The sequence below is a fragment of the Photobacterium rosenbergii genome (genome assembly GCF_003026455.1).
GTDB classification, from domain to species: domain Bacteria; phylum Pseudomonadota; class Gammaproteobacteria; order Enterobacterales; family Vibrionaceae; genus Photobacterium; species Photobacterium rosenbergii.
In genome coordinates this window covers 96107-122808 of the sequence record NZ_PYMB01000013.1, presented here as the reverse complement: position 1 = coordinate 122808, position 26702 = coordinate 96107, and the positions used below count along the sequence as shown (strand labels likewise).

General features: G+C 50.0%; 12 protein-coding genes. 1 reads left to right on the top strand and 11 read right to left on the bottom strand.

Annotation, left to right across the window (positions count from 1 at the left end; genetic code table 11):
- Positions 1–176: 176 nt before the first annotated feature.
- The 10 genes from C9J01_RS20245 to C9J01_RS20200 all read right to left on the bottom strand — a co-directional run bounded on the left by C9J01_RS20245 (position 177) and on the right by C9J01_RS20200 (position 13331).
- Positions 177–1190, bottom strand: a complete 1014-nt coding sequence (locus tag C9J01_RS20245; RefSeq protein WP_107299953.1) for a manganese-dependent inorganic pyrophosphatase — start codon at positions 1188–1190, stop codon at positions 177–179.
- 105 nt (positions 1191–1295) lie between these two features.
- Positions 1296–2330: an HlyD family secretion protein gene (locus C9J01_RS20240; RefSeq protein WP_107299952.1), complete on the bottom strand. Its 1035-nt coding sequence runs from the start codon at positions 2328–2330 to the stop codon at positions 1296–1298.
- A gap of 3 nt (positions 2331–2333) precedes the next feature.
- On the bottom strand, positions 2334–3647 hold the full coding sequence (locus C9J01_RS20235; RefSeq protein WP_107299951.1) for a glycosyltransferase family 2 protein: 1314 nt from the start codon (positions 3645–3647) through the stop codon (positions 2334–2336).
- On the bottom strand, positions 3634–4992 hold the full coding sequence (locus C9J01_RS20230) for a TackOD1 domain-containing metal-binding protein (RefSeq protein WP_107299950.1): 1359 nt from the start codon (positions 4990–4992) through the stop codon (positions 3634–3636). Before C9J01_RS20230 ends, C9J01_RS20235 begins: the two co-directional genes overlap by 14 nt.
- Before the next feature lie 41 nt (positions 4993–5033).
- Positions 5034–7211 (bottom strand): type I secretion system permease/ATPase, encoded by a 2178-nt coding sequence (locus tag C9J01_RS20225; protein ID WP_107299949.1) that lies wholly within the window; start codon positions 7209–7211, stop codon positions 5034–5036.
- Positions 7192–9183 carry a bifunctional diguanylate cyclase/phosphodiesterase gene (locus C9J01_RS20220; RefSeq protein ID WP_107299948.1) on the bottom strand — a complete coding sequence of 664 codons (1992 nt, stop codon included), beginning with the start codon at positions 9181–9183 and terminating at the stop codon, positions 7192–7194. The genes C9J01_RS20225 and C9J01_RS20220 overlap by 20 nt, the downstream gene beginning before the upstream one ends.
- 14 nt (positions 9184–9197) lie before the next feature.
- On the bottom strand, positions 9198–9914 hold the full coding sequence (locus C9J01_RS20215; RefSeq protein ID WP_419687443.1) for a transglutaminase-like cysteine peptidase: 717 nt from the start codon (positions 9912–9914) through the stop codon (positions 9198–9200).
- A gap of 6 nt (positions 9915–9920) precedes the next feature.
- Positions 9921–10541 (bottom strand): OmpA family protein, encoded by a 621-nt coding sequence (locus C9J01_RS20210; protein ID WP_107299946.1) that lies wholly within the window; start codon positions 10539–10541, stop codon positions 9921–9923.
- An 8-nt stretch (positions 10542–10549) separates the two neighbouring features.
- A complete protein-coding gene (locus C9J01_RS20205) occupies positions 10550–11878 on the bottom strand; it encodes a TolC family outer membrane protein (protein ID WP_107299945.1) in 1329 nt (442 codons plus the stop codon).
- A gap of 52 nt (positions 11879–11930) precedes the next feature.
- A complete protein-coding gene (locus C9J01_RS20200) occupies positions 11931–13331 on the bottom strand; it encodes an HlyD family type I secretion periplasmic adaptor subunit (RefSeq protein WP_107299944.1) in 1401 nt (466 codons plus the stop codon).
- A gap of 263 nt (positions 13332–13594) precedes the next feature.
- Between C9J01_RS20200 and C9J01_RS20195 the strand changes: the two genes are divergently transcribed.
- On the top strand, positions 13595–25420 hold the full coding sequence (locus C9J01_RS20195; protein WP_107299943.1) for a retention module-containing protein: 11826 nt from the start codon (positions 13595–13597) through the stop codon (positions 25418–25420).
- Between the two features lie 133 nt (positions 25421–25553).
- Here C9J01_RS20195 and C9J01_RS20190 read toward each other — a convergent pair whose 3' ends face one another.
- Positions 25554–26696 carry an iron-containing alcohol dehydrogenase gene (locus C9J01_RS20190; RefSeq protein ID WP_107299942.1) on the bottom strand — a complete coding sequence of 381 codons (1143 nt, stop codon included), beginning with the start codon at positions 26694–26696 and terminating at the stop codon, positions 25554–25556.
- Between the last annotated feature and the right edge of the window lie 6 nt (positions 26697–26702).

Here is a 26702-nt window from a genome sequence, read left to right as displayed (position 1 = left end):
GAGTGTCGCAACTATATCGATGGCTATTACAATATAGTCAGAAGGCATGGGACTAATGGTGGACTGAGTCCCATGATGTACGAACTTGGAAACTAACCCCCGTGTCTACTTTACGGGGGTCATATCAACCCAGGACCCAGGACCCAGGACCCAGGACCCAGGACCCATCGCCTGTCTTACAAACTTTCAATCGCACTCTGAATGGCTGGACCAATCTGGCGTTTGCGGGATGTCACCCCTTCCAGCGTTAGCATATCTGTTGTTGGCGTTGGCTCGAAGGCTGTTTTGATCACCTTCAGGTCGCTGTCATCGACCCAAAGCAGGTTGGCTTTTTTATCTTTGGTGTCGGTGATCGAGAAGAACAGGTGATCCAGCTCGTTGGCTTGCTTGTAGGCTTTCATTGCAGCCTGTAGTTCTGCTTTACGGTCAATCAACTGCTGGGCAGTCAGGGTTTCTGCTACGCCAATACCGACTTTCTTGCCGCCGTACTCAAAGTTTTTGTAGTCCATAGTCAAAATGGTGTCGGCAGACAGGTGGCTTAGGTCTGATTTGGCAATCAGCATTTGCTGGCCGAAGTCTTCGATGTCATCAACACCGGCAATTTTTGCCAATTTCTCAGCATACTCACGGTCATAGTCAGTGGTGGTAGCAGACTGGAAGATAACAGTATCAGACAAGATTGCGCCCAAACCGACACAAGCAAGATGCTTCGGTAGGGTGACATCTAGTTTCTCGGCATTGTCTGCCAAGATAGTTGCCGCAGAACCCCAGCCACGGATATCCATAGCGACAATCTGTGGTGTGTTGATTGGCGATCCGCCAATGGCGTGGTGGTCGATAACGGCCACGATTGAGCTTTGATCAATCGTAGGTGCTAGCTGGGTTGTTTGGTTGAAATCAACAAGGCCAACCTGATATTTGCTGTAGTCAGACTCGATACGAGGAGCTTCTGCATTACAGTAACCCAGGACAAATTCAGATTCAGGATTGATCTTTTCCGGTACGGTCGCGGTACCGCCGTAGATATGGGCAGCCATCATCGCTGACATGACGGTGTCGGTGTCTGGGCTAAGGTGACCTGTCCAGACTAAGTTTTCAGTATTGTTGTTGGCAGGTTGCTGCAAGTCGAAGGCATAGCTGGTCGAGCATACTGCAACGAGAGTCGCTGCAACAAGTGGTGAAAGCTTCACGGTAATTTCCCTATCTATTTGAGTTTGCTGGGCGAGGAAACTACCGAGGTTAGATTGCAGTTATATTTCATAACTCTTAAAGAATCATGAAAGCAGTATGCCGACTTAAAATTGTACTTCGACTTCCATTCCCTCTATCCAATACTTGGGTTCCAAACTACCTTCAAATTTCAACGTGACTTTCAAATAAGCAGGCTGCCCTTCAAATGGTTGGCGGAGTTCTTGAGGTAACTTATTGACGATTTCAACAGGCTTGCTCACGATGGCATTCATTGTTTTGCCATCAGGGAACCTCACTTTTGCTTGGCTATCAATTTCTGCGTACGTTAAATACTTAGGGTTGAGAAAGGCGATGATCTCAGGTGTGTTGTTTTGGGCCACAGTAATTAGCGGCGTATCAAGGGTTATTCTTTCGCCTTCCAATACATGAATGTCTATTACGCGGCCATTAATGGGACTTCTTATGGTGAGATTATCCTGTTGGGCCCGCTTAACGACCAACTCTTGCATTAGAACACGGTAGGCTTGGGTTACAGGGCCGGCAAGAGCGATTTCATTGAGGTGGCGCTTGGCCTCAATATAAGCCAGTTTTTGGTTATAGAGTTGGTTGTTGAGTGAGCTGCTGATATTTATTATGGCGGCGTAATCCACCTCTGACACATGGCCTTTGGCCCGAAAAGTGTCGTATTTCCTTTGTATTTGCCGGAACTTTTGCAGATTTTGTTCAGACTGTGCAATCGCAGCCTGATAGAGTTTGTCGATGTCCGGATTTGGCGGGCTGAGCTTTAACAGTTCTTGTTCGATGAAGCGGGTTTCCTCATCAAGTGCCGGGTCGGTGAGTAAAAGGATGGCCTGACCTTTAGTTATCTGACTCCCGATAACGGTTGGTATAGGGGCAACCAAGCTATTTTCTGCAGAGTTAATAGTGATGGGGTAGGAAGTAATTATTGCTGGGGCAATGACAAGAACTTGGGTTCGAAATAAATAATACCCCATGACCACCAAGGGGCTGATGACCAAAGCTAAAATGAGGTACCAACGCAGTCTATATCCGCCGCGTTTAGCTTGACCGTAAACTACCTTCACGCCACTTTCTGACTGAGGCTTTTGTTGCTTATCGAGGTGAAATTTAACTTTCATCGCTTAGAATTTCTTTCCTCTTTTTAGTACCCACCATGGTGCCATGCTTGATTCTTCATGACTGCGGCGTACCACTTCGTTGATCATGGCAAACGCGGTTAAAAGACGCATGATGAACTGGTATATAGGATAGATAGGCAACCAAAGTGCCGCTTTCCAATCACTTTTTCGTTCGGATATTAAGCCGTAATACACAATAAAGAATAGCAATGAAAAGAAGAGGTAAATGCTGTAGAGCATCATGCTGAGGGCAAGGACGAAAGCCGGTGGGTAGTTGATGAGGATATACAACGTATAGCCAGCGACAATGATGGGTAGCAAGACGTTTTGGATGACCCCGTATGCCAAGGTGAATATAAAATTACCCCACCCAAGCAGTGAAGGTGATAAGCCTTCACTGTGCTTGCGGAGAAAGAGGAATAGCAGATCGCCGTCCCACCTTAAGCGCTGCATAATCAACCCTTTCAAGGTATCAGGAACGTCAGTATGGCCAACAGCATGGGGAGAAAAGCGAAGTCTGTATTTTGGGTATCGCACCTTGTACTGTTTCAAGCGCATGGTCAAATCAAGATCTTCTGCGGTGTGGGTATCCCAACCGCCAACTTGCTTGAGTAACTGGCTTCTAAATGCGCCGAAAGCGCCAGAAATATTGTTCAATACCCCCCAGTTTGCCATGCCGGTTTTCCCTGCTTGCATCGACAACATGTATTCGAGCGACTGCATTCTAGTGAGAAGGTTGGTTGTGTGGTTTCGTACCCGTAAAGCCCCTCCGCAGGCTAAGGTGAAAGGTGAGGAGAATACCTTAGCCATGGTATAGGCCATGTCATTATCAAAAGAAGTATCACCATCAACATTGATGACAAGCTGGCCTTTGGCTAATGCGAGTCCGGCATTGAGTGTGGACACTCTGCCTCCACGTTGCCACTTTGGAATCACTTTGATTCGTCGGTCTGTTCTGCTGCTGTGTTGTTGTTTGCTCCTGATTGCGGCGAGATAGGTTTCATGGTTTTGGCTCGCTCCATCAACAACCGCGAGTATTTCAATTTGTCCCGGGTAGACTTGCTCGACCAAGGTGTCGATAGTGATTTGAATGGCATCACCCTCGCCATAGCAAGTAATAATGAAACTGATGCTGGGAAAGTGGGTTGGATCAGGTGGTGGCTGACGGTAGGCCCAGCGAAAAATGCCAGTTATTACCAGTAGGTATAGCGGTAATTCGACGATAATTAGCATCGGGAAGAGCAACAGCCAAATTTCAAAATTATTCTGCAAGATGAGAATAAGATACTCAAGAATGTAGAGGCTACCTAGATCCATAGATACTTCCTACAGTTTCAGCGAGCCAAACCTTAACGCTGTCGTTTAACGTGGGATCGGGGATTTTGAATGCCGATACATGCAAAGTAAAAAGATCCTCCTCAATCAACTGGGTTAGCTTTTCTATTTTGTCTTGAAGGACTGGCATGGTGGACAGTTTAGTTTTAGGCATCAAAACTAACAGTAAATCTTGTTTGTACTGGCAGCAGATATCTGTGTCGCGAAACAGCCCATTGAGCCTGTTTGTTATCTGATCGAGTAAAGCAAAAAGCTTACTGTCGCCGTAGAGGCTACTGTATTCTTCAAGCCTTGGCAGGTGCATACTGAGAAGTAGGTGCTCCTCATCATGGCGCAAGGCAACTTTATTCAGCCATAGCAGAATGTTTTCAAAATATCCTGCATCGACTTTACCTTTAATCGACAACTCCGGTGCCTGCAGCATTTTTCCATGCTGATAGACATATTCACCAAGCTGGCCTAGTTTGAGCTGATAAATTTTTTGCACAATGAGCTCGGAGATTTCTGTCTGAGCCTCACAGCTTAGGCAGTGGCTGATAGTGTCTGCTTCGACAAATAAATGAGAACAGTTATGGCAAATATGGGTTTCCAACGGGCGGTCATAATCGACCCCAATATGCCGTAGTTGGGTGATGCATTTGGGGCATTCCAATTTCCCTCGTCTTAAAAAACTTTGTTGCTCCCCGACATGCCCACAGGTAAAGCAATGCAGGGAGGTTTGGACGTCGATATCGATACTTTTACAGTTGGGACAGACTTCGACATAGTTAAGATGGCCGCCATTACATTGCTTACAAACTCTTATACGGTCGACCAAGGTTTCAGCTTCTAGCATCTCACGCTTGGTTTCGGAAACGATGAACCGGTAGCTGGAAAATAACTCAGGGTAAAGGGCTTCTATGATGGGGTAGCGGTAAACTGAAAGTGACTCGACAAGCTTTACCGGTTTGATCCGTCGGTGCCGGTTGATGCCTAGCCAGCCCACCAAAGGTTCCATTTTTGAACGATCAGTTATTTTGCTGAGTTTGACTTTGGTATTTTGCCACTGTTCATAGGCGAGCTTTTCATTGAAAACGCCGTCGCTCAAACATTCACTGTAGGGAGTGTCGTGCCCTACATACACTGACCATGACCAGAATTTAGGGTGGCTGAACATGTCTTTGAGTGTGTCGTTTTGCTCTTTGGGATCATCGACGTTAATGCACAAGATCCCACCCCAAACATCTGGTAGGTCTGCAACTGTCCCTACAATACCGACTTGTTCAAAGAAACTGGCTTGAGGTGCGTCTTTACCAAGCCAATACAAGCATTTATCTGTTAATGGCATTTGGTTACCCTACAGGTCTTGAAAATGGCTTAACATCTTTGTCATGGATTCGTCCTAAGTTGCTGCAAGACTGTCTCTTTTTCCCCATCAGCGACCACATGCCCCTTATCTAATACGATCAAGCGATCTACGCACTCGAGCATGGAGGTTTTATGAGTAAAGAGGATGAGCGTGTGCTGGCTATCTAGTGATTTTAAGGTTCGCTTAATGTGTTGCTCAGAACGGTTGTCCATCTGGCTGGTAGGTTCATCAAAGACCAATACCTTAGGCTTGTTGAGCAAGGCGCGCGCAACCGTGATAGCTTGTTTTTGTCCTCCTGAGAGGTATTGTCCCCCTTCGCCAACCTGCCGGTTAAGGCCAGATGGTTCTTGCTGGGTGAACAGGTGGACCCCTGCCAGCTGGCAGGCATGGTCAATGTCCTCGTCGCTGGAATGCGGCGAGCCAAGGGTAATGTTGTCACGGATTGAGCCGAAAAATAGTGCATTGTCTTGCGGGACCCAGCCGAGTTGTTGGCGCAGGGAGTGGGGGTGGAACTGGTTGATATCGGTGTTATCGAAGCGTATCGCCCCAGAGCTGGGTTGATAAAGACCGGCCAGTAGGCGCTGGAGGGTAGTTTTACCGGAGCCGATTTTACCGATCACCGCGACTTTCTCGCCGGGCTTTATCGTCAAAGAGACTGATTGCAAAGCAGGCACCTCGGCATTCGGGTAGCTAAAAGTGAGGTTGTCACAGTCGATACGGCCGCTTATCGGCTGGGTGGGTTCACTGCCCTGCTTGGTCTGGCCCTCATCTGGCATTGCCATGATATCACTAAGGATCGCGATAGCAGATTTTGCCTGATGGTATCGGGTCGATAGCTGTGACAGTTGGACCATTGGCCCGATAGCCCGGCTGGTCAGCATGGATACGGCGATCAGTCCACCGACACTCAGTTGTCCTGCGGCAATCAGGTAAACCCCATAAATGATCACCCCTACTGAGACACACTGCTGGGTGAGGCTTGCCAGGTTATGTACTGAGTCTGTTAACCGGCGTGACTTGACGCCCCAGTTCGCCATGTGAGCGACGGCTTGCTCCCAACGGTGCTGGTATTGGGGTTGGCTGTTGAATAACTTGACGGTTTCGAGCCCAGAAACACTCTCGACCAGATTTGCATGTTTTTGCGCCGCAAGCTGGGAGCCTTCTTCTATAGCGCGACGCAACGGCCTTTGTATCAATATGCTGTACAGCCCCAGAGCAAAGATTGCGACTATTGGAATGACGACAAGCGGGCCTGCAATGGTGTAGATGACGAGCAGGAAAAGCAGGGCAAAGGGTAAGTCAATCAATGATGTCACGGTGGCTGAGGTAAAGAATTCCCTGACCGACTCGAACTCCTGCAGGTGTCGGGTAAATGCGCCGACTGAAGGGGGACGGGCGGCGAGCTTCAAACCCATGACTTTGCGGTAGATAGCCGCAGATAGCAGGATATCTGACTTTTTGCTGGCGATATCGATGAAGTAGCTGCGAAGGTATTTGAGCAGCACATCAAAGCTAAAAATGATCAACATTCCGCTGGTCAACACCCAAAGCGTATCGAATGCTTGGTTGGGAACCACCTTATCGTAGATAAGCCGGGTGAACAGCGGAATGGCAAGGGCAAAGACATTAAGCAGGGCCGAGGCGATGAGTACATAACGGTAGAGGGGTTTGGATTGCCACAGGGTCTGCCAGAACCAAGCTTGGCTCGCACTTTTTGCTTCATGAGGCTGTGTAGCGTTTGACGCTGATTGTCCGGCGGCGTGTTCGCTACGGGCATCAAACTGAAACGGCAACTTGAGAAGGAAGACCCGATTGAGAAATTGCTGTTCCAGTTCATCGAAACTTATCCAGCTTGTATCTTTGGGGGGCCCGCTGTCTGGTGCGTTCGGAGTACCAATGCTTTGTTCACTGGGAACAGCGATTTCAGCCTGCTGTTTTTCCTGATCAATATCGAGCAGTACGCAAGCTCGGTTACTGTCGAGCAGGGCGATGACAGGCAACAATAGTGGCGAGAGTTGTGGCAGGCTGATGTTTGCCTCCTCGGCCTCGAAACCCGCATTGTTGGCAGCCCGGGGCAAGAGGTGCGGAACGAGCAACCCATCTTGTAATGGAAGGCCTTCCAACAAGCTTTTGGCGGAGCGAGGCTGGCCATAGTGGTGGCAGAGGTAGTGTAGGGCATCAAGAAGTGGATCTGCCATGGTTAGCCTCCTTCGGGTCGGTGATGTAATGGCCTTGGAAGCCCATGATTCCCAAGTTCTTCAACACAAGATATTGAGGCTGGTGTTCAACCCGGGTTGCGATGGTTTTGATATTACGGTGATGCGCAGTTTGGATCAGGGCCCTGAGGGCGTCTTGCTGGACTTCATCGTCTGGCTGACGGGTGAAGTCGGTATCGATTTTGACATATTGCGGATTGAACTGACGCAGATAGCCAACGGAGTCGAAGTGATGGCCGAAATGGTCGATGCCATAGGTAAAGCGGTGTTTGTCGAGCACCAGACACAGTAACCGGGTCTGGGCACTGTCCTCGAGGAATGCGATTTCTGGCAGTTCGAAGATCAGTTGTTGGCTAATGACTGGGTGCTCTGCAAGGAAGATGTCCAGCCATTGGATAAAGCCGGTGTCGGTAATTGACGTCGGCGCAATGTTAATTGCTAGAAAAGTTTGGTGCAGCGACAGGTAATGGGCAGCTTTACGGATGATATAGCGATCCAGTATTGCTGTTTGTGTTAGGGCTGTGAGTGCAGGGATGAACAAATGGGCGCAATAGCAGTGTTCGTGATGCTTGAGCACCGCAAACACCTCCTGATGCAGCGGGTGATGTTCGCTGTCCCTGGCCGTTTGAAAAGATAGGGTGATGTTGTCGTTGTCAATGGCACTCTTGCACAATTCAAACCATTGCTGTTTACCCCAAAGCAAATGTTCGGGTTGGTGCATTTCTTGGCTCGGGCTAAATTGGGTGCCGTTTTGATGGTGGACGACAGCCAGTCGCTGCGGGCTATGCAGGGCCTTGGACAAGACATTATCGCACTGGGCCAACAGTTCGGACACAGTCAACGAGCTCTGAGTATGTTTGGTGATAATGCCGCCTACAATGGGCTGGAGGATTTCGGGAGAGCAACTGGCTTGGATATGGCTGAGCTGATCCAGTAGGTTCAGAACCACGTTGCGCTCTTGCTCTTGGTCGTTGGGTGCATCGTGCTCGGGGCGCAGGATGACAAACTCACTGTGGCTGAGTCGGCCAAGTTTATGCTGCTGTAAAATGGAGGCTCTCAGGTGATGCCCGATTTTTTCTGCCAACTTAGCCGCTTGCTTGAAGTGTTTTTGGTTCCTCAAACGGCTGATTGCCTCTAATTTGATTATCACGAGTGTTCCGGCTGCATCCTGCTCCAGCCAATCTTCCATATGCAGCAGCAGTCGCCTGCGGTTGTTGAGTCCCGATTCCGGGTCTTGGTAGGCCCGCTTGCGCAGCAGATCGGCTTCTTGGGCTTGTTGGTTGAAGTACTGTTCGATTTTGGCTGACATTTGGTTGAAGGCATCGGCAAGCGGGATAAACTCTTTGGTCGGTGGTGTCGGCAAAGGGTGGCCAAAGTGTTTGTCAGCAATTGCATGGGCTTTTTGCTGGAATTGGCGCAGTGGTTTCTTAACGAAGTGATCCAGCAGAAGCTTGAGAGCGAATACCCCAATGACAAACCCAAGGATGAAAGTGGTGAGCAACTGCCAACTACTTAGCCACAACTTACTGTAGGCCAGTGTTGGATAGCTAGTTACGGTAATGGTTCCATACTGCAACCAGCCGCTAGTCAGCGTGTTTTGCCGAGTTATTGCCGGAATGGATACCCACTGCTGGAACCAATGAGGGACATCACTGGCTTGTGAGGGGTATGCCCGTTCAATGGCGGAATTATCTTCGAGCAACTTCAAGGTGACCTTTTGGTATAGGCTGCCATCGAACATGGCATTGATCACTGATTCGATAGCAACAGTATCGTTCTCTTCCAGATATGGGGTTATCGCCAGTCCAACAGCATGGATAGCGTTGTTGATTTCGATGGTTTGTTGTTCGACCAAATAACTTCGGGTGGTTGTGAATTGGCTAAAAGCAATGCCTGCCAGCAGCATTAAGAACAATAGGCTCAAGCCCAAAAACAACTGGCGATAGAGTGACATAGCTATTTTGCCTCCTATTCTTTGTCGAGCCAACGGGTGGGTTTGGCAAACTGTTGGTGCAAAACCCGTTGCTGTAGGGATTGCCAGTGCTTGATCCGGCTGGCGTCACCGACAAGCTGGCCTTGCCCCTGCTGTTTCATCAGCCACAGCTTGCTACCGTTGAAGCTATAGATAGGCTGTAAATCAGGGCGCTGGCTGGCCTGCAAAATGTCTGCTGTCAGGTTGTCCAGCAACAACGGGACGGCACTGGGTGTCGGGTAATAGGCCAATACCATATGGAATTGGTTGAGAGTTAGGGCTTTGACATAGATAAGCCGCAGCTTTTTATCATCTACTCCCAGCTCCCTCAGCGAGAGATACTTGGCGATACTGAATTCTTCGCAGTCACCGCCGCCGGCCCCGAGAAATTCCAACGGGGTCGCCCAGTAATCTTCCCGCCCCCAAATCTCGATATCATCAAGAAACTTCAGCTGATTGAAAAAATCATTAACCAGCTTGAGTTGTTCTAGTTCCTCTTGTTGCCTCGATGCCTTGAGCAATTGTCGCCAGGCTGTTACCCGCATAGCAGCTTGCTTGGTATAGGCTTGCTCTATACGACGTACTATTGCTTGCTCCTCGTCGCTGAGTTGTAGTGACGATGCCGATGATAGCTCCGCTTGGGCAATGGCATTGTGTAACCCACTACAGCACAGCAGAGCTGATAACAGTGCAAACCGAACCGCCCACATCATTGGCGCTTAATCGGCACGTAGCGAGAAAATGGTCCACTCTTCCAGTACATTGCCCCTTTCTCCCCGCACTCTGGCTGTGACCCGACGGCTCAATGCATTGGATTGCTCCCTAGTACTTGCCGCAACCGGCTCACTATCGCCAAACCCCAGTGTTTTTATTCGGTTGGGGCTGACCCCGTAATCAATGAGTTGCTGTCGGACGACTTTGGCCCTACGCTGGGAGAGTCCGAGGTTATATTCCGATGCCCCGACAGGACTGGCGTAGCCTTTTAGTTCGATCCTTGCCTCTGGATAACTGGCAAGGAAATCAGCCATTCGCTTTATTTGGGACAAAAAGTTGTCGGGAATGACGGTAGAGTCATTGGCAAACAAGATGTGCAGGTCATTGGACTCGGAACGCTCGACGAACGTCGGGCAGCCATCATTGTCGACAATGGCGGCGTGTGGGGTGCCCGGGCATTTGTCACGGGCGTTGATCACCCCGTCGCCATCGTCATCCATTAGATCCCGTGACTGCTCTGCAATCGGTGGGGCTTCGGCTTCTGTTGAGCAGCCGGTTAAAATACTAGCCGCTCCGAGCCAGACAAGTATGAACCCTAATCGCAGTTTCAACCCCAGTCGTGTCATGGCTCCCCCTAGCGTACTGATTCTGACCATTGATTAGGTACATCAACCCGCATTTCTTCCAGCAATTGCCCGGTCGCGTTCAACACCCGGTACTTGGCAAGGATGCCGGCATAATGGGCGTCAAGGTATGCCTTCCTTGCCTCGAAAAGTTCGTTTTCGGTATTAAGCACATCGAGCAAGGTACGTTTGCCAATTTTGAATTGCTTTTCATAGGCAATAACGGTGCGGGCTGACGCATCAACGTGCTTTTGCAGGTACTGGGTTTGGTTGAGGGCCAGTTCCATTCCGCTCCATGCCAGCCGGGTACTCTCCTCCAGCAAGCGGTGGGCACGGTCTCTGACATCCTTTGACTGGCTGAACTGATAAGCGGCTCGGCGACTTTCGGCGAGATCAGAGCCCCCGTTGTAGAGGTTATATTCCATTTTGAGCATGGCCTTGAATTCGTCGGTATGGCCGGGTGTACCATCCAAGTCCTCGCCCCATTCTTGGCTGGCTTCGATAGAGAATGTTGGGTAGAAATTACCTTTGGCCTGCTTGTACTGGTAATTGGCGGCATCGATATCGTTCTGGGCGACGAACAATACGGGGTTGTTGTCTTTGGCTTTGTTCAGCGCGTTGTCCAGCGAGGTGGGAATGTAGTTCTGGTCGACCTCCGGTTTCTCGAGGTTTACAGGACTGTTGCCGACCTCGCGAAAGAATTCTGTGATTTTATCTTGTAAGTTGTTCTCGGCAGCAATCAGATTGGAGCGAGAGCGAGCAAGCCGTCCTTCAATCTGGGCCAAGTCAGCGGTAGAACCAATGCCGGAGTCAGTACGCTTTTTGATATCGGTAAAAATTCGCTGGTGGACGGAAAAGTTGGTTTGAGACAGCGCCAGTACCTCTTGTGCTTCGAGGGTATCGAGGTAAATTTCAGTGACTCGCAGGGCCTTGTCTTGTGCGTCAGCCAATAACTGGTAGCGTTGGGCTTCGGCTTCAGCCTTGTTGCGCTGGATATCATGGTAGGTGATGGAACCATCCCATATCAGTTGGCGTAGGCTGATAGTGGCATCAAGGGGTTCATAGTCACCGGTGCTGTTGGTGGTATTGTCGTAGTCTTCGTAACCGGCACTGGCCTCGACATCGACCGACGGAAGGTAATCGCCAACCGAGGAGCGGGTCGCTTGGTTACGGCTCATGAATTCATTATAGGCCCGCTTGATCTCGGGGTTGGTTGCAAGGGTTTCGGCGACAGCCTGTTCCAACGATTGACCAATAGCCAAAGGGGTATGGAGCAGGGCAGCGATCAACCCAAGTTGGATGCTGAGCTTCAACGACGCCTGCTTTGTTTGTTTTCGCATCTTTTTCATTGAGAAAGCGCCCATCAGTTATGAATAAATAATCCCAAAGAAATCACTCTCTCAGTGCTGTCTGCTGTGCTTTCAGAACTGGATTGAGTAGGTATTGCAAAACGGTTTTCTCGCCGGTAACGATATCGGCGACAGCGTTCATCCCCGGAATAATAGGCAGTTGTTTACCAGCAGCGTCGGTGATGGCGGTTTTATCTGTCCGGATACGTATTTGGTAATAGCTGTGGCCCTCTTCGTCGAGCAGCGTATCGGCACTGATATGCTCGAGTGTGCCGGTGAGGCCGCCATACTGGGTAAAGTCATAGGCAGTAAATTTAACTACGGCAGTTAGCCCCGGCCTGAGGAAGCCGATATCCTTTGGCGAAATTTGTGCCTCGACGAGTAGGCTGTCTTCGCTGGGCACCACTTCGATAAGATCCATACCGGGCTGGATCACACCGCCAAGGGTGGTGATATGGATTTTTTGCACCGTACCAGTGACGGGGGAAGTGACCAGGGTTCGAACGACTTTATCCTGCAGGCCTAAGTGCGATTGGCTCAAGGCATCGAGTTTGTCTGAGGTCTGGTTAAGCTGCGATTGGATATCCGACCGGAAGTTGAGGGCAACATCGAGCCGTTTAAAAATCGCCTCGTTCAAGCCGGCCTTCATCGCGGGTATCTGGAGTTCGGTGGATGTCATCTCCCTGCGGGTCTCGTTGACCTGACGCTGCAGTTTCAACAACTCGACCTTTGGTACCACCCCCTCATCAGCCAGTGGCTTTGTGATCCGGTATTCTTCACTAGCCAGATAATAGCTCTGCTTCTGGTTTTTCAGTCTGGCCCTTGCTTCTTCTAACTCCCGGCTTTTTTGTTGAATTTGCTGGGCTATCAGGGTGAGTTGGTTGTCCAGACTGGCGAGCTGGTCACGGAATTCGTTCTGCTGCCTTTTTACCAAGGCGGCATTTTGCTGGTGGAAATCCTCGGGGAAAGTCAGCTCGGCAGGGACGATGGTTACCGACTGGCGCCACAGCTTGCTGGGTGATTTGTCCGGTGATGCTGTTTTGATGCTGCCAAGCAGGGCCGTGAGCCGGATACTGTCAGCCTTGATACCAAGTAGATCTTGGTTCTTTTCTTCGAAATCGGCTTTAAAGCGGGTGTCATCAAGTTGGATTAGGGGTTGCCCTGTGCTGACTTGTTCGCCTTCGCGAACCAAAATCGCTTCAATAATCCCACCTTCCAGGTTTTGGATGATTTGCCGCTGTGAGGAAGGGATCACTTTTCCTTCCCCTCGGGTGACTTGCTCGATGGGGGCAAAAGCTGCCCAAATTACAGCGGCGGTAAAAAAGAGCACCACAACCCATAGCAACAGACGCGAGCGACCCGATGCCTCTAGCAACTCGGCATAGTGGCTATCTCTCACGTAATCGAGATGCTGTTGTTTTACCAGCTGTTTCTTACTTGTCATGCCTTCGTACTTAACCTCGTACCGAAAGACACGTTAGCCAACCAAAATCCGTATATTGGTAACGAAAACAATGATTTGCCTGTATTTAATATTATTGGTTATCAACAGGCGCGTAATGGGAAAAGCATAGAGCACAGCTTGCGAGCTTGCCGTTGCGAGTTTGGGAATTCTAAAACCTGAGAACCGTTTAGGGTTTGTGAAAGCTGGCTCGAATCCGAGACTAGACTTGTAGGGAAATCTCCCACCAGTCAAGAGTAGTGTGTATGGCTGAATCATCGTCGACGGGCTCATCTTCAAATCAAGCAGCAACTAGCAGTGGAAATGTCTCACAAGGCCAAGATGCTATTGACGTGACGGTGAATCAGGGGGAGGTGCTGGTCGTCGAACCGGATGGTCGTACCCAGCCGATAGGTGCCTCAGAAAGCGCTCGGCTTGTTTCAGGGCAGATGGTGGTTGCCGATAGTGATGCGCAATATGTGGTCATGCAAAATGGCGAGCCGGTACTGGTTGATTGGCCATGCCCGACCTGCGTGCTGATTGCACCTGCCGGCGGGGCAGACAGTAACTTAGCCATTTTCCCTGCAGGGTTCACTGTGCAGCCATTGGGACAAATCCCAGATCAGGCTTCACTTGCCCAGTTAGGTCTTAGCGAGCAAGAGTTAACAGCAATACAGGAGCAAATCCTTGCGGGTGCTGACCCTACCGATATCCTAGCTCCACCTGCGGCTGGTTCTCCTGCAGGGAGCGGTGGGGCCAGTGATGATTCTGCAAACGGCGGTTTCGTCGTTATTGATTACAATGGTGATTCAACCTTGGCTGAAGCTGGATTTGATACCCGTTTCGAGCGAGGTGAGTCTGATGCTGAGGATGAAACTCCGCCACTTTTTGCCGCATCGGGAGGCGAAACCGGTGAGATGCAGCTGACCGAGGCGGATTTTGCGCCGAATAGCTACCCTTCAGAGTCCTCTACGCAAATCATAGTAAGTGCTGGCTCACTGCCGTTGGACCCAGACTCCTTCACATTTGATCCCAACCAATTGGCACAACTGTTGGCAGAGCTTAATGCCGAAGTCACTTCCAGCGGGCAGCCTGTCGTTTTTAGTTTTGATCCCGCCAGCAACTCCATTGTTGGCGTGAGCAATGGCAATACCGTGGTGACTTTCCAGATTTCTGCTGAAACGGGTGGCCGGGATGTCACTGTAACTGTCACCACCTTGCTCGAACGACCGGTTGACCATATCCCTGATAATGGCAGTGGCGGACTTGTTACCAATGTCGATGATGTCCTTGTGGTCGCTTTGCCAATACAAGGCACCGATTTGGCCGGCAACCCGCTTGATAATCCTTTACTAGTAAACTCTGCCATTGTTGACGGTGAAGACCCGTTGTTTGCTAGCGATAGCGGAACGGTTATCGATGAGGCTGACTCTTTAGGTGTTGATCTTGAGGGCGTGGTTCCTTTGGATGTGGGCAGTGACGAAATTAGCACCCTAGTATTTGATACGCAGCAGCCAGACTTGGAAGGGATAACCAGTAATGGGTTTGAGACGACCGTAACGGTCAACGGCAACCAACTGGAAATGGTAGACAGTCGCGGCGAGATAGTGCTGACAATTTCCATCAATACGGATGGCACCTATGTTGTTAATCAGATGCAGCCATTCGATGAACTCAACAGGGCCGAGTTGGTTTTGCAACTCGCTGTCACGGCGACTGATTTTGATGGCGACAGTACCGATGGCATTGTGGTGCTGATTAGTATTGATGGCAATAGCCCTCCCGGAGGGGAGACGGGAGAGATCACCTTTGTCGAACCCGACTTACAGCCCAATAACTATCCTCAAAGCGGACAAGATACTATTGAGCTCACGCCGGGTGTCGACCGTCTGGACCCAGATACCGTTACTATTGATGAGTTAGTGCTCGCCGATTTTATCAATGAATTAGAACAAGAGTTGAGCTCTGGAGGTGAAGCGCTCAGCTTTAGTTATGATGATGCCACCGATGTCCTGACTGGCGTAAGGCCTGATGGCGAGATCGTTGTTACCTTAACCCTGACTTCAGTACAAAGCCCCGATGGTCTGGGGATCACCATTACCGCCGATTTGATCCAATTGCTACCGCTAGATCACCTTTCTACTGGTAACAGCGAGGGGTTCGTCTCGGTTGATGGTGAGCAGATTGTCGTGACCGTGCCAATCCAGGCCAATGACACTGACGGTGATTTCCTCGATACCCCGGCGACTTTAACCACCACCATAGTTGATGGTGATATTCCTGCTTTTGGTACTGATTCCGGTGCTGCGATTAGTGATCCTGACAATACGCCTGCAGGTCAGGTGAGTATGGCGGTGGGTTCCATTGAACTGGATGTGGGTAGTGATGCGATTGCCAGTATCGTGTTTGTCGATAGTGCCGACTTGGCGGCTTTGATCGCAGGTTTTACTAGCAATGGATCGCCTGTTAGCTACCAGATCACTCAAAACCAGTTGGTGATTAGTAACAGCCAAGATGAAGCGATTTTGACTGTTACCATCGCCGATGATGGGTCTTACAGCCTCGAGCAAAGTGATGCCTTTGATCAACCCATTGATAGCAATCAGCTTGTTCTCACGGTCGATGTAAGGGCAACGGATGACGACGGTGATACTGATGATAGCCAGATTGTCCTTACGCTCAATGATGGCTCCGACCCTGCTGGGGGGGAAGAAGTTGCAGTTGCAATGGTGGAACCTGATCTAGAGCCGAACAACTACCCGCAAAGCATTGAGGCAACATTGAACATTATCGCCGGGGCCGACCGTCTTGATCCCGGTTCGGTATCTCTGGACCCAGACCAGCGCGATGATGTGATTGCTGATTTACAAGCGGTGCTTGCTTCTGCAGGCGAAGCATTGACTGTGACATATGATGAAGATAGCGGGCTGCTCGAGGCCCGCCTGCCGGATGGTAGCTTGGTTCTTACGGTAGCAATCAGCAGTGTACAAGCAGGAAACGGAGACGATCTAGCTGTATCTATAATCACTACCCAGCTTCAACCGCTTGACCACCTAGATAGCACTCTGAACTCTCCCTACATCGCTAGTAGTGGTGAAGAAATCGTGTTGACTCTACCTCTTATGGCGACAGATACCGATGGTGACAATCTTGCTCAGCCTGCTAGTGCTTCAGTAACAATAACGGACGGCGAGTTTCCTGCATTGGATGATGGGGCGGGTGTTAGCCTAGATGAAACAGATGATGCTAATCAATCGGTTAGCGGCACGATAGGCATTGATATTGGTAGTGATGATATTGCCTCTTTGCTCTTTGCCGATACCCAGCCCACGTTAGATTTTACCAGCGATGGTAATCCGGTCAGCTTGGTCGTTGGCGGAACGCCTGCCGGTAGTGAAGTTCGCTTGGAAGACTCGCTGGGCAATACCATTTTGCTGGTGACTATCAATATCAATGGCGAGTTCGAGGCTACGCTTAGCGGCACACTCGATCATACTGGTAGTGATAGTTTGGTGGTGCCACTTGATGTGGTAATAACAGACAACGACGATGATCAGGCCCCGGGCCAAATCGCCATTACTATTACCGATGGTGATAGCCCAGCAGGTGGCGGGACAATTGAAGTAGACTTCATTGAGCCGGATCTCGCTCCACCCAACCAAGCCCCGAGTGAGTATCCGATCACCGAGCAGCAACTGGAAGTGATCAGTGCTGGTTCTGATCGTCTAGTGCCCGAATCGGTCCAGATCGACCCTGATCAACTTGCGGCAATTATCGCAGAGCTTAATAGTGAGCTGACTTCTGGCGGTGGCGAGACACTGACTTTCAGCTACGAAACGGCAACCAATACGTTAACAGGTGTTTTGGATGATGGCACAGCGGTTCTTACCATAGTATTTACCCCTGTACAGTCCACCAATGGCCAAGATGTCGATTTGACCATGACGGTGACTCAGTCGGCGCCGCTGGACCACAATATCAATGGTAATAGCGACGGGTTTGTATCGGTCAGCGGTGAGCTGATAGTGGTAAATCTACCCTTGCAGGCGACGGATGCCGATGGTGACAACCTGACTACTTTGGTAAGTGCCACAGCATCGATAACCGATGGGCCAATACCGGAGCTGGCTGAAGGCAGTAGTATCACGGTCAACGAAACGGCAGATCTTAACGCGCCTACACCGGGGCAAATCGGGGTTGATGTAGGCAGCGATGAAGTGGCATCGATTGACTTCGCTGCTGACCAGCCAGCTTTAGCCAACCTGTTTAGTGATGGCCTCCCGGTACAGTTTGAAGTTGTGGATGGCAACACCCTCAATGCCTTTATCGAGGTCAACGGTACAACGGTCAATGTGTTCACTGTGGTGATTACCCCGGCCGGCGATTATACCCTGACCCTCAACAACAACCTTGATCACCTTGCCGGTGATACAATCTCATTGCCACTCAATGTGCTGGTTACTGATGATGACGTTGATACCAATACCGGAGTGGTCACTCTCAATATCGAGGATGGTAATGCTCCAGCCTTTGGTGATGACTCTGGTTTGGCCCTCAACGAAGGTGAAGATGGCCTGTCGTCGGGCACAGGGAACATTGAGGTCATTCAAGGTAGTGACGATGTTATCTCTGTCCTTTTTTCTACCACACAACCTTCTTTAGATACGCTGACAAGCAATGGATTTGCGCTGACAACAACCGTAGCGGGTAATCAAATTACGCTTGTTAGGGCCGATGATCCGAATATTGTGGTGCTAGAGATATCGATTGATATAAATGGGGGTTACAGTGTCACTCAGTTGCAGCCATTAGACCAAATTGATGATTCAGATCTCGCTACATTGCAATTGGCTGTTGAAGTAACAGACCGAGATAATGATATAGCGCAAGGTTCTATCACGGTGACGATTGAAGACGGCACCGATCCTGCTGGTAGCAACACGGCGCAAATTGCATTTACTGAAGGGGATCTGACTCCGGATCAAGGTGAACAAGGCTATCCGGTATCAGGCGATATAGTGATCACGGTTGCTGCCGGAGTTGATAGGTTGGATCCGGATACTGTTGATATTGATCCTATCCAGTTCGCTACATTATTGGCCGAGTTGGAGACAGACATTACTGCTGGAGGTCTGCCTGTTACAGCGCTATGGGATGCTACAACCGGAACTCTGACATTGACTGCGGGAGGAGAGGCCGTACTGACAGCGGTGATCACAGCAGTACAAAATGCCGATGGTGAACAGGTTGATATCACCACAACTGTAAGCCAACTCAAGCCACTTGATCATAATGGTACAGATAATACCGGCTTGGTACGCCAGCAAGACGATACCATAGCTTTTGACCTACCAATTCAGCTCCAAGATACCGATGGTGACTTCCTTGAGGCCCCTGCACTTATTACCACCACTATAACTGACGGCAACGATCCGGATCTTGAAACCATCGCTTCGGTTACGGTTTTGGAAAGTGATATCGATGAGGGGGGAGATTTTCATCCCGGCTCAACTCCTGATGGAGATGGGCAGGTTGCGACGGGCACTATCACCTTTGATTCAGGCTCGGATGAAATCGTAAATTATGAGGTCGATGTTGAAGGTTTCAATACCGCCAATGCCGGTAGTCTGACCGCAGGTGGGCAGCAGGTTACCTTGGTATTCAACGCCACAAACAATACCTATGAGGGCCAAGTTAACGGTCTGGTGATCTTTATATTGGCGTTTAACGCAACGGGCACGGCAGCTGATGATAACTACACCTTCACCTTGCTAGGTGCACTGGACCACATTCAGCCGGACAATGATACAGAGCTGACGATTGAGTTCTCGGCAACTGCGATCGACCAAGATGGCGATGCGAGCTCTGCCGTAACGTTTGAAGTCACGATTGAAGACGATATTCCGCAGACCCAAGATGCTGCTTTCGGGCCGATTGAGGAAGGGGGGTCAACCGAAACCTTGGATGTACTGACGGTCCCGGAAGAAGGGGCAGATGATGCCGAGGTGACTGCCGTCATTATTGAAGGTGTTCGTCAGGAGTTGACGGGGACGCCGGATGCACAGGGCTTCTTCAGTTTTGATGTTAACCAAGATGGACAACTGCTAGGGCAGTTGCTGATAAGCGCCGAGGGGCAGGTGTTGTTTAACTCCCTGTCTGACCTTGATCACGGCGCCGAGCCAATCGTAGCCAATGTAGACTTCGAAGTGCTCGACGGCGATAACGATCTCAGCCAAAGCACGTTGACGATCACTATTACCGATGAAGAACCTACGTTGGTAGTCCAGCCCTCTGAAGGTGTCGAAGATCAGGGGCGTAACCCAGATGAATCATTGGGTGATCCAACGACGGGGATCCCGATCAATATGTCGATTGATATCGGCGATGCGGATCGCGGGGAGCAGATCGGAGAGGTATTTATTATTCTGCCAGCTGATCCCCACGGCCAGTTTTTCCTGGGTGGTGTTGAAATAGTACCCGCAGGTGGGCAGGTGCTAATAGACTCTGATGCATTTGTCGATCCCGACGGTGATGGGGTGTTTGAGTTGCAGGGTGTGACCTTTGTGCCGGAGCCTGACTATTCGACCTTGTTCGAGCCAAATAACCTGCTGGACTTTACCGTGACCGCCGAGGTCGTGACAAATGATGGGGTAAACCAACCGCTTCAGGACGGCACATTATCTATCAGTGTACTGGGTATTGCAGATGAACCGGCCTTCGCAGATAGCACTGTGTTCTATTATGGCGACGGTGAGGAAGACAGTGACAATATTAGCCTCAGCGAGTCATTCCAGGCGTTGCTGCAAGATACCGATGGCTCAGAAACCCTGACCTATTTCATCACCATCACTGAAGGCGAAGCCCAGATAATCGGGGAGGGGATCACCGAGGTTGAGCCGGGGATATTCGAAGTGCCGGTGACGGCGGCGGATACCGTAGAAATTGACCCTATTGATAACTTCAGCGGTGACATCCGTTTGAACATCACTGCGCAAAGTTCTGAATTAGGCCACTTTGTACCGGGAGCTGAAACCGCGCAAATTACCGAAGAAATCCTGATCAATGTGTTGCCCGTTGCCGATGATGCCCAGTTAAAAGTGAGCAGGGTTGAATCCCTTGAGGATGAGCCCATAGCCTTGGCTCCGCTTATCGAGCTGACCGAGTTGGATGATCTCGATGATGACTTCGGGGTTGAAACTTTGTTTGTGCGAATATCTGAACTGCCTGACGGGGCGCAGCTTTCACAAAATAGCAGCATATTGACGCCCGATGCCGATGGCGTTTATGAAATCCTTTATGAAGAGCTGGATCAGGTTGTGCTGATCCCCGTACCGGAAAGTAATGTCGACTTTCAAATCAAAGTAGAAGGGGTAGTGAAAGATGTCGTCGATATTACCCTTGAAGACGGAACGGTAGAGACTGTCGAGGATGTCTTGGTCACGCCAGAACAGTTCATTGAAGTGGCCCTCACCGGTGTGGTCGATGAACCTGAATTTGAGTTAGGCGGCAGTAACTGGACAGAGATTGTCGGTAGCGAAGTGCCTGGCATTGAAACCACGATTGATGAAGATACTGACGCGGTGCTGGATTTCAGTTTGGTATCGGGGGAAATTGCCAATGCGCCTCTGGATGAATCCGAAACCCTGACCTTTGTGGTATCCAACATTCCTGAGGGTACGCGAATCTTTGATGCCGAAGGTAACGAGCAAACCTTGGTGTTTGTCGGGTTTGATGATGAAGGTCTCCCTCGCTACGAGGTGAAGCTAACGGGCGAAGATATTGGTAATCCTGACCAACCCGTCGCAATCAGTATTCGCCCTCCGGAAAATAGCACAGAAGATATCGTGCTCGATGCCAATATCGTGGTGACTGAAAATGACGGCGACCAGGGTGAGTTTGAATTCCAGTTAGTTATCCATATCGAACCTGTCGTCGATGCCGAGGATTACACTCGCCAGAGCAATGGGCTGGAAGACCAGCCGGTCAATCTTGATTGGCAGCCGGAACTGACCGATAGCAAAGAACAGATAACCGGCTTGGTAGTGAACAATATCCAGCCCGGATACGGTTTGCAAATCAATGACGGCGGTACGATTACCATTCTGACGGTTGATGCAACCGGTTCAGTGACGTTAACAGAGGCACAACTCACCCAACTCCTCAATGGGGCGCAACTGCAACTATTGGCGCCGGAGGATTCAGATTTGAACCTCACGGGTGCGACGGCCATTTCAACCGAGGTGACTGTCACCGAAGTGGATGTCGACTCCCCGGCGACGGATGTCCAAGTAGTCAATGGTACCTTGAACGTCATCATTCAGGCCGTGGTAGAACCGGATGCCGAGATAGGGGTTATCCCGACTGGCACTACAGACTTTGTCGATACAATTGTGTCTATTGACGGTAGCTTGGATCTCGGCGGTGGTGATGGTTCAGATGGTCAGATCGTCTTTGAAGATCTCGATCCCAGCAGTGACGAGATCATCCTGTCTATTGTGATCACTTTTCCTGCTCCCGAAGCTGATTTTGTGGTCATTGGCGGTATAAATAACGGTGATGGTAGTTGGACAGTGCCTCAAGGCAGTCTAGAAGATATCCAGATCCTCGCACCGGCTGATTTTATCGGCACAGTGGATATCGCTATCGCGGCACAGGTCCAGGATCAGAGTGATGATGTAAACCCCAGTGCAATCGAGATTGTCAACAGCACCCTGACGATTGATTTTCAGGGGAATACCCTCAATGACCAGTTTGCCGCAGATATTTTGATTGATGACAGTATTATCGTGACCGGCGAAGAAGATACGGCGGTAACTTTAGGTACATTCCTCAATCAGATTGTCAGCCTCAGTACGGTGGGAGAGAATCAGGGAGATGATGAGCTTTCCTTGGTGATCAGCGCTGCCACCCTGCCAAACGGGGCCACTATCTCAGGTATGGACTTTAACTTTGTCACCGGTGAATATGTGATTAAAGTTCCTGTCCAAGCCGATGGCAGCGTCGATTTGTCTGGCATTACGCTGAACCTTCCTCAGGACTTTGCCGGTGACTTCATGCTTAGTGTGAAATACGTCAATACCGATACCGAAAGTGGTGATTTCAACGAGGTGATCGATACAATTCCGGTGCGTATTGACCCAGTTGTCGATGTCCCGGATCGGACCGGAGACAACGAACGAGTACCAGAACTTGGCGTCTCGGTAGTGGAAACCCAAGGTCTGGATGCCGACCGCCAACCTATTGAAGAGGGTGAGCCTGAAGTTATCTATCCTGATATTGCTTATGAGGATGGCACTATTATTTTGGATGTCTCGGCTACGGTGGCCGATATTAGTACTACAACGCTGGAAGGTCTTGAAACCATCGAACAAGCGGTGATCAGCGTGGGCACCTCGGGAGGCTTTTTGCTCAATGCTGCGGGCGAGCAGGTCACCAGCCTGACAATCACTGATAGTAGTGAGTTAAGTGCTATCCGTTATGTTCCTCCACAGGACTTCAGTGGTGATGTATCGCTCGATGTCGCAGTGACGATTGTCGATACCGCAGAATACGATGAAACTACAGGGGCGGCGATCCAAACCGATACCGCCAATTTTGATGGCAGCATCGTTTTCGAGGTGATTGCCGTCAATGATGAAGTCAATTTTATCGGTATCGATACGCCGGTAGTGGGCGACGAGGATAGTGGCGCGATAAGTTTTGCCGGGATAAGCGGTAACGTCGTCGATATAGATGGCTCTGAGTCGATTTTGTCGCTAAAAATTGTCAATGTGCCTGAAGGTTTCATCATTAGCGGTGCTGACAATAATGGTGGTGGGGAATGGAGTGTCGCCGTCCCTCCGGGTAGCGATACTTTCGATTTATCCAGCCTTGGTTTGATCCCACCCAAGGATTTCAGTGGCTCGGTCGAGCTGGGGATTGTGGTTTTCTCCAAGGAAGACAGCTTGGATTTACCGGTCGATAATACTGCAACCTTTACTGTGGTCGTCAACCCGATTGCTGACAGGGTAGATATCGACGTTACCCCAGCGGCAGAAGGTACCGAGGACGATAATATCGACCTTGTACTCAATATCGAAGCGTTTGATGACAGCGATAGCTATACAGGAACTGGCACTAACGTCGTTGAAAACCCACCAGAAACCCTGCAAATTCAGGTCAGTAATGTGCCCGACTCGAGTCAGATTGCCCTTCCAGATGGCGTTTCGGGAACAGTAACCGATCAGGGCAGCGGTGTGTGGCTAGTTACAGTTGATAGTTCGGACTTGGATCGCTTGGTGTTTATTCCTGGTGATGCCAATAGTGATAATTGGAATGGTCAGCTCGATCTGGAGATTCGGGCGGTCGATCAAACCGATGTGGCAACGGACGATATTGCCCAGCTCGTGACGATAAACCTCGATATCGAGGCGGTAAACGATGCGCCAGTCAACCAAATACCGGACTCGCTTGAGGTCGATGAAGATAACGTGTTGTTAATTGACAGCCTACAAGTGACCGATGTTGACGTAGATGAAGTGAGCGAAGGAACCATGACTGTTTCCCTCAATGTCGGAAACGGTGTGTTGTCGATTCCTGCAGGTTCGCCGACAGGCAGCTTAGCCATTACAGGAGATGGCAGTCAGACACTGGTACTGGAAGGGTCAATAACCGACATCAACACTTTGCTATCTTCAGGCATTAATTACCAGCCTAACGCTGATTTCAATGGTGATGATAGTCTACAAATGATCACCGATGATCAGGGCAATACCGGTACAGGTGGCCCGCTGCAAGATACCGATACAGTGCCGATCACAGTCAACCCTGTTAACGATGCTCCGGAACTGACTGACATTGAAGACCAGAATGTAGAGGAAGACTCACCTTTAGTGATCAATGGCTTGAGTGTTACTGATGTTGATTTTAACGAGGTAGGTAGCACCGGGGTGATGACAGTCACCCTCACCGCGAACAATGGGGGGATCACTGCAGTTGAAACCACAGGAGTCACTATCACCGACAACGGCAGTGCCGCCGTTACTTTGGAAGGCAGCCTTGCCGATATCAATACTGCCTTGGTGTCTGGGATCACTTATTTAGCTAACCCAGATTTCAAAGGCGATGATGTGATCACCGTGGTTGCCAACGATAACGGCAACGTCGGTACGGGGGGAGCGCAGCAGGCAACAACGACTATCAATGTCACTGTGACCCCTAAGCCAGAACCGCCAACATTGGATTTAACCGTTCCCCAATTATCAGATACGCGGGCAACACTTGGCACCCTCGTGCCATTACTCGGGCTGGTGGTGATCCCCGTCGATGCAGATGAAGCGACTTTCTTGGAAGTCCGTAACCTCGGTGCAGGCAGGTTAGTCGACAGTTCCGGGGCGGAAATTGGCACTGATAATGGTGATGGTAGTTGGCGGGTAGCAAGCAGCGAGCTTGATAATATCTTTGTGGCCGATCTCCCTGAAGGAGCAAACAGCTTGACCTTGGTTGGCATCTCGCAGGAAATCGATGGCAGTGAAGCCGAGTCTACCGAATTGTTGATTGGGGTCCGCATAGATGATCTCGCCAATACCGGCAATGAAGTCGGGACTGGAGATAATGACGCCGAGAACCTTGTCGTGGGCAGTGATGCCGATGAGCGCTTGTTTGGTGGTTTGGCCGATGACATCTTGGTAGGAGCGGGCGGCAGCGATGAACTGCTTGGTGGTGCTGGGAATGATGAGCTTTGGGGGGGCAACCTCAACGGCGCCGGTGACGGTGCATCCGATGTCTTTACCTGGCAAGCGGCGGATGTATCAACCTCCGGAACGCCGTTTACCGATACGGTGAAAGACTTTGAAATTAACTTGGATCAGCTCGATATAGCAGAAATCCTGCCGGATAACGGTGAAGACGATCTGGATCGCCTGCTCAACAACATAACGGCCGGCATCGATGTTGACGAAACCGTGAATCTATCGGTCGCGGTTAGCGATACTGCCCAACAGAACATCGCAGTAGAAAACATCGATGCAACGGCGTTGGGACTAGGGACAGGATCGACCTCGAATGAAATCATCAATGAGCTGTTCAACAACGGGGTGTTTATTGTGGATTGATTCGTTCAAATGAACTCCAATTAAATATCTTGGCAGAGGGAACTGGTAGGTTGAACTTTTCGGTATTTGCCAACAATCAACGGCCTGATAAAAACAGGCCGTTGGTATGATTGCAATGGAAGCAGCCATTCAATTAGAGTGACTGTTGGTACAATTGAATAACTTGCTGTGTAGTCATGGGCTGTGGGTTTCCTGCTGCGCATGGATCATTCATTGCGTCTGAGACCCACTCCAGAATATCGCTTTCTTTAACGCCTAATTCAGCGAACCCCTTAGGTATTCTTACTCGCTTACAGAGAGCCTTTATTGCCTCTATCGCCGCAAGACTTGCCTCTTCTTCACTCATTTTTGAGGTATCAACGCCCATTACGTGAGCGACTTTAGCAAACTTTTCAACCCGATAAGGGCGGTTAAACTCACAGACAACAGGTAATAATATCGCGTTACAAACGCCATGAGGTAAGTCTTTGCGTGCACCGACTGGATGAGCCATGGCATGAACCATTCCAAGGCCAGCGCTATTAAATGACAAACCTGCAATGAACTGCCCATACGCCATCATCTGTCGAGCTTCAATATCCTCACCATTATCAACAGCCGCTGGGAGATATTGTGCAATGAGTCTGATGGATTCTAACGAGGCGTAATCAGTTAAAGTATGCGCTCCGACGGAAACATAAGCCTCAATGGCATGAGTTAATGCGTCAATCCCTGTCGCCGCAGTGATATCGCTAGGAATACCCAGCATTACACTTGGGTCATTGACTGAGATATCAGGGATGATTTTGTCTGAAATAATGACATGTTTAACCTGAGTGGCAGTATCAGTGATCACGGCGTTACTCGTTACTTCAGCAGCCGTACCCGCCGTGGTGTTGATGGCATACAGTGGCACACTAATTTTGTTTACTGTATCAACACCATTAAACCTCGATATTGGACCTTCGTTTGCCGACAAAATACGAATAGCTTTGGCAGTATCAATAGCACTACCTCCGCCTAACCCGATAATGTATGACGCCTGGCTGGTTACAAAACTATCTAGTGCTTGGTTGACCGTGTTTGTATCTGGGTTAGGGCGAATATCGCTAAACAAGGTGAGGTTGAGTGAGCTTTCAAGTAGCTTATTGGCAAAACCAAGTTCAACCATCGCAGGATCGCAGATGAGTAACCCCGGTTCATTACTGTGCTCCGTCTCGAGGCGATTAGTCAGCGCTTCAATAGCACCTATTCCTGATAGGTTTATCTTTGGAAAAGCGAGTGTAAAAACTGACATATTTAC